The sequence below is a fragment of the Paenibacillus radicibacter genome, from assembly GCF_024721995.1.
Taxonomy (GTDB): Bacteria; Bacillota; Bacilli; order Paenibacillales; family NBRC-103111; genus Paenibacillus_AM; species Paenibacillus_AM radicibacter.
Genome location: NZ_JANQBC010000003.1, coordinates 340856 through 353212, shown reverse-complemented (window position 1 = coordinate 353212; position 12357 = coordinate 340856). Strand labels below are relative to the sequence as shown.

At 48.6% G+C, this 12357-nt stretch carries 11 protein-coding genes; 10 read left to right on the top strand and 1 reads right to left on the bottom strand.

Going from position 1 to position 12357, the window contains the following annotated elements; genetic code table 11:
* Positions 1–138: 138 nt before the first annotated feature.
* Genes NV379_RS09310 through NV379_RS09300 form a run of 3 tightly spaced genes read left to right on the top strand, consistent with a single transcriptional unit; the run spans position 139 to position 2447 of the window.
* Positions 139–819 carry a FadR/GntR family transcriptional regulator gene (locus tag NV379_RS09310; RefSeq protein WP_258207010.1) on the top strand — a complete coding sequence of 227 codons (681 nt, stop codon included), beginning with the start codon at positions 139–141 and terminating at the stop codon, positions 817–819.
* Between the two features lie 3 nt (positions 820–822).
* The gene (locus tag NV379_RS09305) at positions 823–2082 is read left to right on the top strand and encodes a CynX/NimT family MFS transporter (protein WP_258207009.1); all 1260 of its coding nucleotides are present in this window, start codon (positions 823–825) and stop codon (positions 2080–2082) included.
* On the top strand, positions 2079–2447 hold the full coding sequence (locus NV379_RS09300; RefSeq protein ID WP_258207008.1) for a DUF4180 domain-containing protein: 369 nt from the start codon (positions 2079–2081) through the stop codon (positions 2445–2447). The genes NV379_RS09305 and NV379_RS09300 overlap by 4 nt, the downstream gene beginning before the upstream one ends.
* Here the strand turns inward: NV379_RS09300 and NV379_RS09295 are convergent.
* Positions 2440–4131 (bottom strand): sulfatase family protein, encoded by a 1692-nt coding sequence (locus tag NV379_RS09295; protein WP_258207007.1) that lies wholly within the window; start codon positions 4129–4131, stop codon positions 2440–2442. The genes NV379_RS09300 and NV379_RS09295 overlap by 8 nt on opposite strands.
* Before the next feature lie 207 nt (positions 4132–4338).
* Here NV379_RS09295 and NV379_RS09290 point away from each other — a divergent pair, with 207 nt between their 5' ends.
* The 7 genes from NV379_RS09290 (at position 4339) to NV379_RS09260 (ending at position 12357) form a co-directional block, all read left to right on the top strand.
* On the top strand, positions 4339–5562 hold the full coding sequence (locus NV379_RS09290) for a helix-turn-helix domain-containing protein (RefSeq protein WP_258207006.1): 1224 nt from the start codon (positions 4339–4341) through the stop codon (positions 5560–5562).
* Between the two features lie 55 nt (positions 5563–5617).
* The gene (locus NV379_RS09285; RefSeq protein WP_258207005.1) at positions 5618–6640 is read left to right on the top strand and encodes an ABC transporter substrate-binding protein; all 1023 of its coding nucleotides are present in this window, start codon (positions 5618–5620) and stop codon (positions 6638–6640) included.
* Positions 6641–6688: 48 nt separating this feature from the next.
* Complete coding sequence (locus NV379_RS09280; protein ID WP_258207196.1) at positions 6689–7543, top strand: alpha/beta hydrolase; 855 nt, start codon at positions 6689–6691, stop codon at positions 7541–7543.
* A 101-nt stretch (positions 7544–7644) separates the two neighbouring features.
* Positions 7645–8430, top strand: a complete 786-nt coding sequence (locus NV379_RS09275; RefSeq protein ID WP_258207004.1) for a 2,3-dihydro-2,3-dihydroxybenzoate dehydrogenase — start codon at positions 7645–7647, stop codon at positions 8428–8430.
* 27 nt (positions 8431–8457) lie between these two features.
* On the top strand, positions 8458–9783 hold the full coding sequence (gene dhbC, locus NV379_RS09270) for an isochorismate synthase DhbC (RefSeq protein ID WP_258207003.1): 1326 nt from the start codon (positions 8458–8460) through the stop codon (positions 9781–9783).
* Positions 9783–11396, top strand: a complete 1614-nt coding sequence (locus tag NV379_RS09265) for a (2,3-dihydroxybenzoyl)adenylate synthase (RefSeq protein WP_258207002.1) — start codon at positions 9783–9785, stop codon at positions 11394–11396. Before dhbC ends, NV379_RS09265 begins: the two co-directional genes overlap by 1 nt.
* Positions 11397–11412: 16 nt before the next feature.
* Positions 11413–12357, top strand: a complete 945-nt coding sequence (locus tag NV379_RS09260; protein WP_258207001.1) for an isochorismatase family protein — start codon at positions 11413–11415, stop codon at positions 12355–12357.

The window sequence follows — 12357 nt, the reverse complement described above, 5'->3', positions numbered from 1 at the left end:
TACATTCATTATATGTTTCATACATAGAGACGTATGCTTGCTTTTTTTATGTTTTTGCAAAATATTACTTGTGTGCATCGCTCATAATTGTGCTAAGATACAAACAGTTAAACATCCTACGTTTGGAGGTGTGCGATCTTGTTGAACAAAACGACAAGACTTACCCTGCCTGAACAAGTCGTTCAGCAGATGGAAGCCCTAATTGAATCCGGGAAATGGCCGGTTGGCAAGAAAATACCGAGTGAACCCGAGCTGATGGAGATGCTCCAGATTAGCCGCAATTCCTTGCGGGAAGCGGTCAAAGCTCTTACCCATACAGGTTTATTGCGCACGAAACAAGGCGATGGCACGTATGTGTGTGCCAGTAGTGCACTGGGTACGATGTTAAAGCGTCGTCTACAGAAGACAAGTATGCTTGATATCTTGGAAGTTCGTTTTGCCATTGAGAGAGAAGTGGCGAGATTATCAGCTACGCGCAGATCCGAGGCAGATATGGAGCGGATATTATTTTACATGAAACAATGTGATGAATTACAGACAAGCGAAGACCGCACGGCGTATATAGAAGCAGATTTACTGTTCCACCTTGCTCTAGTTGAATCGACGGGCAATCCACTAATGATCGACATGTACAGCAACATAATGGATGTTGTGCAGTTATCGGTCCTTACTGCCATTGAACGTAGTAGGCAGTGTCTGTTGTCTCAGATGCACCACAAGCTTGTAGAAGCAATTGCAGCGCAGGATCCTGAACAAGCAGCAGAAGCTGTGCAGGAAGATATGGATGCGCTGCGGAATATTTTTATGGAGATGAAATAAATCATGCAAAGTCAAACACAATTGAATCAATCAACGCATACGAATCATTCCGCTATCACGCGCTCGATCTCAAGTGGAAGCTGGATGCTTATCATCGGGATTATCTTAATTGGAGCGAACTTGCGAGCGCCCTTAACATCTGTCGGGCCGCTCGTGCAGACACTTCGCGATGAGCTCCATCTATCCAATACTTTCGCGGGAATGATCACAACCATGCCGCTTATCGCATTTGCCTTGTTATCGCCGTTTGCAGCGCGAATTGCGAGAAAGTTCGGGATGGCAACCACTTTACTTGCCGCCTTATTGGTATTGGTAGTAGGTATTGGAGTGCGCTCATCGTCGGACTATGCGATTACGCTATTCATCGGAACGATCCTGTTAGGGCTTGCGATCGCGATCTGTAACGTACTTCTGCCAAGCTTGATTAAGCAGAACTTTTCACGTCAAACAGGACTCATGACCGGTATTTATTCCGTATCCATGAACTTATTCGGCGCGATTGCATCGGGTGTAAGTGTGCCGTTTGCGAAGTCGCTTGGTTTCGGATGGAAAGGTGCGCTTGGCATCTGGGCGATCTTAGCGTTCGTCTGTGTTCTATTGTGGCTGCCGCAAATGCGAAGCAAGGATCTTCAGGCTACCGCTGCTGTGAATGCGAATCAGGAGCATCAGGTTTCCTTATGGAAATCACCGCTTGCTTGGAAGGTCACGCTATTCATGGGTATGCAGTCGATGATGTTCTATGTGATCCTGACGTGGTTTCCCTCTATTATTGTGGAAAAAGGGATTGAAGCAAGTAGCGCGGGTTACATGATGTCAATCATGCAAATGTTGATGCTGCCCTTTACTTTCATCGTACCTATTATTGCTGGCAAAATGAAGGATCAGCGAATGCTGGTTGTGCTCACCTTTGTGTTGTTTAGTGCAGGTTTGCTTGGTGTCTGGTTCGGTGGAAGTGCTCTATTAATGGTGTGGATGGCTTCCTTAGGGATCGGCTGTGGGTTTGCGTTCAGTCTAGTGATGATGTTCTTCTCCTTACGTACTCGCTCGATGCACGAGGCAGCAGAACTATCCGGCATGGCGCAATCGGCAGGTTACTTGATGGCTGCAGTGGGACCGCCCTTATTCGGATTCTTGCATGATGTCACACACAACTGGACAATACCGCTTCTCATTCTCGTAGCAGCAAGCATCGTCTTCTTAATTGCGGGACTTGGAGCCGGTCGTAATTGTTATATTGGAAAAGGAAAGGTGGAAACAAGATGAATATTCGAATCGATCAACAAGGTCAGTCCAAAGTGGCCGTAATTGAAAGTACGGAAATTGTAATTAACGGTGTGCAGGATGCTCTGGATCTAATGGCAACGGTGAACTACACCGACGAATGCAGCAAGCTTGTGCTGCACAAATCCAGCATTACAGAAGATTTCTTCGATCTAAGCACGAAGCTTGCAGGAGAGATTCTGCAAAAATATGTGAACTACCAAGTGAAGCTGGCGATCATCGGTGACTTTAGCGGGTATACGAGCAAGAGTCTGAAGGACTTCATCTATGAGTGCAACAACGGAACGCAAGTGTTCTTTTTACAAGATGAGAGTACAGCCCTTCAGACTTTGCACGCCCTTAATTAACGGTCTGCGGCACTTGCCGCTTTAGATTTCGCTGATTATCCAGCTGCTGCTTCAAATAGGCGAACATTTGGGTCGTGTACGGCGTGGCATTAGTAGGATTGGCAAGGTTGATCGTCTCAAGCGGGTCTTGGGTGAGATTATACAACTCATATTCATCCGGTTCTGGCGTTGTCTTCACTTGCCCGCTTGCGGTGCAATCTTGAACATTTGGATCACTCCAAAATTGGGGGTTATCGAAGTAGCGACACAGTTTCCACAGTTCACGAGGTCCTGTGCCCTGTATAGGCGTGATAATCGTCTCGATGTGATTCGGCTGCACCACGGATGGGTAAGGGATGCCGAGAACATTGATCTGGTGCTGACCGCGGGTTATATCATCGTCTGTCATAAAATAAATCGTCTCTTCCGCTATAGCATCCGGCTGCTTGTTCAGTACCGCTTGAGATAAATTGCGCCCGACGAATGGCTGTGCTTCGCTAAACCGGTCTTGCATTTGTTGCAGTGCACCCTCAATGTCGATATTCGCAAGTCCTAGCATCGTTGGGAGTAAGTCGAGATGACTTGTCAGTGCAGTCGCATGTTCAGGCTGCTTAAACAGTTGCGGGTTGTGAATGATGAACGGAACGTGCACGACTTCTTCGTAGGCACAGTACATTTTCTGATGGAGATTGCCGTGGGCGCCTAATAGCTCCCCGTGATCGGATGTGAAGATGACAATCGTATTGTCATAGAAGGAAGAATGGGTTAACGCCTCAAAGACGCGGTGCATTTGCTGATCCGCGTTTTTTTGCAATTGAAAATAAAGCTTGCGGTAATGTTCATGGTTCGGGATGGGTTGCACGGCGAGTGGATAAAGGTCTCGGTAGCTAGCTTGACAGCGTGGCTTGGTATGGAGCGATTCGTGCTGGGTTGGTGGTGGTGGCACATCCGGCATCGGTTCAAGTGCGAAATTGAATAGGGGTACTTGTTCAGCGATGGCTCCATAGAGCACGATGTCATGTGGATTAAGGAAGGAAGCGACGACGAGCCATGGCGGTGCATCAGGGTTCTGGGCTTGGTTATGATCCAACGCTTCGATTAAGGCCGACGCTTCTTCACCGTATACGACATCTCGTCCACTCAGCCCAATAGCAGCAGAGGAAGCCGAATTACGGGGATCAGCTCCATGCGGTTCTGGACCAACCCAAGTGGAGAAGCCGAAGTCATCGAGACGGTTCGCATCTTCATACAGCTTCACACGAGGTGGTTCGGGTACACCTGTGACGGAGTTATAGCTGTTCAGTGAATCATGTGTCCCTGGGATGACAAGATCTTCGTGGGAGATGTGCCACTTGCCTTTGTAGTAGGTCTGATAACCTGCCGCGCGGAAGTAATCACCCATTGTCGGGACGGTATTACGATCCAGCCAGAACATATCCGAGTCGAAGGCTTGCTTGGCGATCCCATTGGTCTGCGATACCCCATGCAGGGATGGATAATGTCCGGTGAACATGGTGGCACGGCTCGGGCAGCAGGCTGCACTTCCAATGTAGTGGCGATGGAACTCCATGCCATGCTGGCGTAATCGTTCTTGAGTAGGGAGATTCTCTTTGCTCCATGCGAGTATATCGGGACTTTCGTAGACAGGCGGATAGCGTTCCTGATCGACGACAAAGACGAGAAAATTCGGTTTATCCAGCTTCATAGTTCCACATCCTAAGCCTATTTTTACAATAAAGATATGTGGGGGGAAGGTGGAATAGTCGCTTCGCGCATGCGGATGAGCATGGGCTTATTTTGTTTGAGAATCTAGTATTGACTGGAAATAAATACATATGCTAACTTATTAATTGATAATGATTATCATTATCGAATTGTAGATAGTCATGGCATGATTGCCGAGGAGGTTATGATGCTGGAGATGGAAGAAACCGTAGCGTATGAAGATCGAGTGCAAATAGTGGGGAGTCGGCGTAGTCCGAAAGAGCGGCTAGTCGAGATCCGTGATTATATGAATGTGCATTACAATGAGCCGCTAAGTATTGCTCAATTGGCACTGATGGCAGATATGAATCCGAAGTATTTCGGAGATTTATTCAAGAAATTGTTCGGTCACACCGCAATTGATCATTTGACGAACTTGCGTATAAGTCGGGCTAAGCGCTATTTGACGGAGTCGGATGATCGGCTTAGGGACATCGCGCAGAAGGTCGGGTATAGTGATGAGTTTTATTTTAGCCGCAAGTTTAAGAAGGAAGTTGGGGTATCCCCTTCGGACTATGCGAAAGCAGCGAAGCCAAGCGTTGTTGTCTACTCGCCTGCCTTGATAGGTCAATTACTTGCCCTGCAAATTATGCCTGTGGCAGCACCGCTTGATGCGAAATGGACACCGTATTACTTCAATATGTATCACGACCAGATTAAACATGTCTTGAAGCTGTCCGCACCCTATATCAATGAATCGATCGATGGCAACGTAGATCAGCTATCACAGATCCATGCGGATCAGATCATTGGCACCGATGAGTTGCCAGAGGAGGAGCGGGTGAAGCTGATGCAGCTTGCTCCGCTGCGTATTGTGCAGGCACAAGCGAATTGGAAACAGCAGCTTCGTCAGATTGCCGTACATTTGCATAAAGAGGAGTGTGCAGAAACGTGGATTTCTGCCTATGAGCAGCGTGTTGTTCTAGCGCGAGAGCAGATCGGTGAAGTATTGGGGGAGCAGCGTGTGCTTGTGCTTCGCATCTCAGGGGAGCGGATGTATGCGTATTGCAATCGAGCGATGCAGGAGCTGTTCGTACAAGATTTGCGCTTACAGATTGTTAATAGCGGGGATATGCCACGTAGACGTGAGCTTACGATCGAAGAGCTAATCGAGCTTGATCCTGCTCATATTATGTTGCTTGTATGTGCAAAAGCAGATAGTCGTGCGTATTGGCTCGGACTGCAGCATGATCTGAGATGGCGTGGACTTGCAGCTGTACGCAGTGGGTGTGTGCATCCCATCTATGCCGATCCGTGGTTCGAGTACTCGGCCTTATCGGTGGCGCGGATGCTCGAGGAGATGCTGCTCCTTTTTACAGGGAAATGTCCAAAGGCGTTACAGGATAAAGTCCATGGTTGCATGGGAGAATGATCGGTATAATTCTTGTGAATGAGAATCATTATCAATAAAGGAGAGGTCTTATCCCATGCATCGTTATCTGGGTTACAAAAAATCATCCATCCGTCAGTCATTAACGGTTATATCTTGTCTATTGCTCGCAGGCAGTCTGCTTGCAGCTTGTGGTAAAACACAAGAGGTATCTGGTGCGCAGTCGTCACCAAAAGCAGCCCAGACACCTGCAAGCTCACCTGTTGCCGATAAAAAGTCCGCTCCAGCTACAGAGCTTGTTGTGAAAGATGAGCAAGGCCATGAAGTGAAAATTCCTGCTTCACCGAAGCGCGTATTTGCGCCGTATCTTGAAGACTCCTTGTTGAAATTAGGCGTGAAGCCTGTTGCACAATGGGCGAATGGCAGCTTGGGTCATGATTATTTGCAGGATCAATTGCAAGGCATCCCGAAGGCGGATTTCTCAGCGGGTTCACCATCGCCTGAAGTGATCATGTCCTTTAATCCCGATCTGATCATTCTCCAAACAGCGACTTATGGCGCCAAAGGGGTCTATGAGCAATATGCGAAGATTGCTCCAACCTACGTGTTCAACAGTGCATCCGGGGAAGTCGAGAAGTCGCTTGCGACAATTGGTAAATTGCTAGGCAAATCAAGCGAAGCGGATCAAGCGCTCAAGGCGTATGAGCAGAAAGTAAAAGACGCCAAGGAGAAATTAGCGAAAGCTGTTGGCGGGAAGAAGGTTGCCGTTATTCGTTTTGCAGCTAAAGGGATTAGTATGATGGGTGGCAATTATTTAGCAGGAAACGTGGTTCATCAACAGCTTGGTTTAGGCAAGTCGAAGCTTGTTGAGAAGGAGAACAGTGCGCCAATCTCGATGGAAGTCTTACCACAGCTAGATGCAGACTACATATTCGTTATTAATCAATACGGTCAAGGCACGGAGAAGCTGAAGGAGATGACGAGCAGTCCGATCTGGAACAGCATACCTGCTGTAAAGGCGAAGCATGTGTATGAAGTGAGCGACAAGTATTGGCTGGGCAGCGGGCTTATTGCTTACGAGAAAATCATTGATGATGTGCTCAAGAACATCGTGAAGTAAGGTTTGATCTCTTTTTGAAAATAGAAGGTGAGAGGGGGCTTTATGACGATGGTGTTACAGTCCAAGCAGCGGCGTGCTGCGAATTTAGAGGGGTTGTCACGTAGTAAGGTTGAAATTCCGCGTGCAGAGCAGTGGATCATGACTTCAAGTGTTCATTATCGGCGGTATCAAGTGATGGTGGCTGTACCAAGCGCGGCACCGCCTACGGGTGGTTATCCGGTGTTATATGTGCTGGATGGCAATTCTGTATTCGGTACAGTAGTGGAAGCGGTGCGTTTGCAGAGCAATCGTCCAGACATAACAGGTGTACTGCCTGCCATTGTTGTTGGGATTGGGTATCCGGTGGAGACTCCATTCTCATCTGAGCGATTCTATGATTTAACACCGATGCCAACAACGGAATATGCGCATCGATTCAGAGATGGAGAAGTGCCGAAACAAGGCGGAGCAGCTCAGTTTCTCCAGTTTATTGAAGAGGAGCTTAAACCTCAGATTGAGAGCGAGTTTCCAATTAATCGTGACAGACAGACGATATTCGGCCATTCACTAGGTGGATTGTTTGCGGTGTATACCCTGTTTACGAAGCCGCACGCTTTCCAAAGTTATATCGCAGGTAGTCCGTCTATTCACTGGAATGAAGCATTTATGCTGGAAGCGGAGCAGCGATTCGTGAACGAGTGGAAGTTACCCTCACAACCAATTAACGTGATGCTTGGTGTCGGTGAGCAGGAGAGAACGCATATTGCTCAGAACTGTGCACGAGCAAGTGCACTCGCTGAACGCCTGGTGATACTGGCTGATCAGGGTTTAAGTGTGAAGTACAAGGAGTTCGAAGGAGAAGGTCATGTCTCTGTGCTGCCGGTCCTGATTAGTCAGGGTTTGCGGGTAGCCTTACGTCCGTAAGGTGGGACTATCCTTGTTCAAGCTGTAAATAGAATCGATCCGGTTCATAGAGAGACGACGGATTTAAGGATCGATTATGCGTGGGGAGAGAGGGCAGATACGTGAAACTTACAGGAATTGAAGGGAAAGTTGCACTTGTCACAGGAGCAGCTCAAGGAATTGGATCGTCGGTTGCACGGCTGCTTGCCGAGCTGGGGGCTGTGGTTGCTGCGGTCGACCGTCATGCAGATAAACTGGATGAACAGGTTGCTCAGTGGCGTGAGCTGGGGTTTGAGGTGACAGCTTATCCTCTTGATGTATCCGACAGTCTCGCTGTGGAACAGATTGTGGAACGAATTGAGCAAGAGCTAGGTCCCATCAGCATCCTAGCCAATGTGGCTGGGGTGCTAAAAGTAGGGGAGATCGCAACGTTCAGTGATACAGACTGGGAGACAACATTCGCTGTGAACGTGAATGGCGTGTTCTATGTATCGCGAGCCGTGGTGAGGTGTATGGCAAGGCGTAAGGCAGGTGCGATCGTGACGGTTGCATCGAATGCAGCAGGGATGCCACGTATGCAGATGGGAGCTTATTGTGCTTCCAAGGCAGCATCTCTCATGCTGACGAAGTGCTTGGCACTTGAGCATGCGAAGGACAACATACGTTGCAATGTGGTCTCACCAGGTTCAACAGACACCGAAATGCTGCGTCTGCTCTGGGCGGATGCATCTGGGGAACAGGCGACTCTTGCAGGTGTGCCCGAAGCATATCGCTTGGGAATTCCACTAGGGAAGTTAGCTTCGCCAACCGATATTGCGGAAGCTGTCGTCTACCTTGTGTCTGATCAAGCCAGTCATATGACGATGAACAATCTGATTATCGATGGTGGAGCCACGTTAGGATTATAATTTCATAGCGAAAAGAGGGTGATGGACATGGTGAATCAGGTTACGATTCCTGCTGCCAGTGCTTCAGAACTTTTGGATCAGTATCGGGAAGGAACCTCCTTCTTCTTAGCTTCTCCTGAGCGCACGCTGCTTACTGAAGGTGAGGTTGCGAGGCTCACGGTGCAAGAACAGGTGGAGGGCGCACCAAGTCTAGACGTCATGACTTTGCCAAGACGTATTGCAGATTTGTTAGCCCATCAGCCTGCTATCCAAGGGCATAAGGCGATTGTCGTCGGTGCAATTCCCTTCCACACGGACCAACCTGTGGAGCTTATTGTACCTCGGACTATCCAATGGTCAAATAAATTATCTTTTCAATCAGGGCAAAATGACGTGCAGCCGTTACAATCAACGGGCTATACACTGCGTCCAGTACCGGAGCCGGCAGCATATGAGAATAGTGTGAGCAAGGCGGTAATCCGGTTTGGGCAGGGAGAGCTGCATAAAGTTGTACTCGCTCGAACGCTGCATCTGACTATGCCAACAAAAATAGATGTCCATAAGCTGCTGCGAAACTTGGCCAAGCGTAATCCACATGGCTATACATTCGCTGTGAACTTGGCGTCGAAGGAAGCACGAAATTACTGGGCAAGTACAAGTGAAAGTGGAAGTGGATGTGAAAATGAAACACCGGAACTATTGCAAGCAACAGGCACCCAGGAGCCTCGTACCTTAATTGGTGCCAGTCCAGAGCTATTGGTTACACGCACGGGTAATCAGATTCGTGTCAATCCATTAGCTGGGTCGGCAGCCCGCAGCTTAGATCCTCTAGAAGACCACAGACGATCGGAAGCTTTACTTGTATCACCGAAAGATCGGCACGAACATGCCGTCGTCATCGAGGCAGTTGCAGCTGTTCTTCGTCCCTATTGCCGTAATCTAGATGTACCTGCTCAACCGTCCCTTTTGCAAACGAATGCGATGTGGCACTTATCAACCGTTATTCAAGGGGAATTGGATGATCCTACGGTATCGTCTTTAGAACTTGCACTCGCATTACACCCGACTCCTGCGGTATGCGGTACACCAACCGACTTAGCTCGGGAGACGATTCAAGAGAGCGAGCCGTTCAATCGGGGATTTTATGCAGGGATGGTCGGTTGGTGCAATGCGGATGGTGAAGGGGAATGGGTGCTGACGATCCGATGTGCGGAAGTGGAAGGTCGTGAACTTCGGATGTATGCAGGAGCGGGGATTGTCGCAGGTTCCACTCCACAAGCCGAACTCGCAGAGACATCTGCTAAATTCCAGACGATGCTGCACGCGATTGGATTAAATCAACCGAAGCTTGCAGAAGCAAGGGGGAGTGAATGATGTCAGTCGATATTCCAACATGGCCGGAGGAATGGGCAAGACAATATCGTGAAGCAGGCTGTTGGCAGGGAGAGACGTTTGGTGACATGCTGCGCAGACTTGCTGATGAGCATGGTGATCATGTAGCTGTTGTTAGCGGAAGTATTCGAATGGGATACGCTGAGTTGAACCGAAGAGTGGATCAATTGGCAGCAGGATTCCATCAATTAGGGATTACACATGGTGATCGAGTCGTGGTTCAATTGCCGAATATTGGAACATATGTGGAAGTGATTTTTGCACTATTTCGACTTGGAGCGTGGCCGGTATTCGCCCTTCCTCTCCATCGCAGGACAGAAATCACACATATAACCAAGTTTGCCGATGCGGTAGCTTATATTATTGCAGATATCGAAGGAGGATTTGATTATCGCGAGCTGGCAGCGCAAGTTCAAGATGAAGTACCAACGCTTGCTCATGTGATCGTAGTCGGTGATCCGGGGTCAAGAGATTATCACAGCATCCATGATCTATACATAGAGCCAAAGGCAGACCTACCAAAGCCTGTTGCAAGTGAAGTGGCGTTCCTTCAGTTGTCAGGGGGCAGTACGGGCTTACCGAAGCTTATTCCACGGACGCATGATGATTACATGTATAGCTTGCGAATTAGTGCGGATATATGCGGCTTAAGCAAGGAGAGCAAATATCTCGTTGTGCTGCCTGCAGCACATAACTTTACGATGAGTTCCCCCGGTATATTAGGGACGCTCTACGCAGGTGGAGCTGTGGTCATGTCTCGCGATTCGAGCCCAGATGCTGCACTTGCGCTGATTGAGCAAGAACGGATTACGATTACGGCTGTTGTGCCGCCCCTTGCTCTTATATGGCTGGATGCCGCGCCAACACGTTCTTATGATTTATCTTCGCTTCAAGTGTTCCAAGTTGGTGGAGCGAAGTTCAATAGTGAGGCTGCCCGCAGAGTAGAGCCTGTACTCGGCTGTATACTTCAGCAAGTATTCGGCATGGCAGAAGGTCTTGTAAATTATACCCGATTGGATGATCCCGAAGAGATCAAAGTGAATACGCAGGGTAGACCGATGTCTCCTTTTGATGAAGTTCTCGTTGTTAATGATGAAGATGAAGCGATTGAGATCGGGGAAGAAGGACATCTGCTGACACGCGGACCCTATACGATTCGAGGTTACTACCGAGCAGAAGCGCATAACGCGAAGGCGTTCACGACAGATGGATTTTACCGGACGGGTGATATTGTGCGATTGACTACTGATGGCTACATCGTCGTGGAAGGTCGAGATAAAGACCAGATCAACCGGGGTGGGGACAAGATTGCCGCTGCCGAAATTGAGAATCTACTGCTCGGTCACCCGAGTGTTCATGATGCTGCCCTCGTCTCCATGTCAGACAGCTATTTGGGGGAGCGCACCTGCGCATTCATTATTCCACATGGTGAAGCTCCGAGTGTGCAAGAGCTGAAATCTTACATCAGACAACAAGGGATTGCCGCTTATAAAATACCAGATCGCATTGAATTCATGGATGTGTTTCCATTAACCAAAGTGGGTAAGGTCAGTAAGAAACTATTACGAGAAATTATTGAATGCAAAATAAAGTGAGAAAAGAGGGGAAACGATGGCACTTCCTACAATCCTTCCATATCCGATGCCTACTGCAGCGGATTTACCGAATAACCGAGTGAACTGGAAACCTGATCCGAAGCGTGCGGTACTGCTCATTCATGACATGCAGCAGTATTTTGTGGATGCTTTTACAACGGGCTCCTCTCCAGTGACAGAGCTGATTGCGAATATCCAGACGATCCGCGCCGTGTGCGAGGAGATGGGTATTCCCGTCATTTACTCCGCTCAACCTGGGGGTCAGACGGTTAAACAGCGCGGTCTACTGCAAGATTTCTGGGGATCAGGCATTAACGATGGTCCCTACCAGAAACAAATTATTAAGCAGCTTGAGCCAAGCTCAACTAATATTGTGTTGACCAAATGGCGTTATAGCGCTTTTCAGCGAACGAATTTGCGGGAATTGCTAGTGAATTCCGGAAGGGATCAGATCATTGTGTGTGGGATATACGCGCATATCGGCTGTTTAATGACAGCTTGCGAAGCGTTTATGCAGGATGTAGAGCCATTCTTCGTCGCAGATGCAGTGGCAGATTTCTCATTGGATAAGCATCAACAGGCACTGATCTATGCAGCGGAGCGTTGTGCAGTGACATTAACGACGTCGCAATTACTAGAGCGAATGGGGGGAGCGAGTATCGCACGGGAATTGGAATCATCGGAAGTAAGAAGTGGTGTTATGACAAAGGAAAAGCTGTGCCAACAAGTGGCTGGGCTGCTGCATGAGTCCCCTTCTGATATTGGTGAGCATGACGATTTGGTGGAAGTCTGGGGTCTGGATTCCATTCGTATCATGAGTCTAGTTGAAAAATGGCGCCGCAGCGACCTTCTCGTTACTTTCGTGGAAATTGCGGAACGTCCAACACTCGCAGACTGGTGGCAGCTGCTGTCTTCACGTGAGGCTGTGAAGATCCCCAATGCTGATTATTACTCGGTGTGA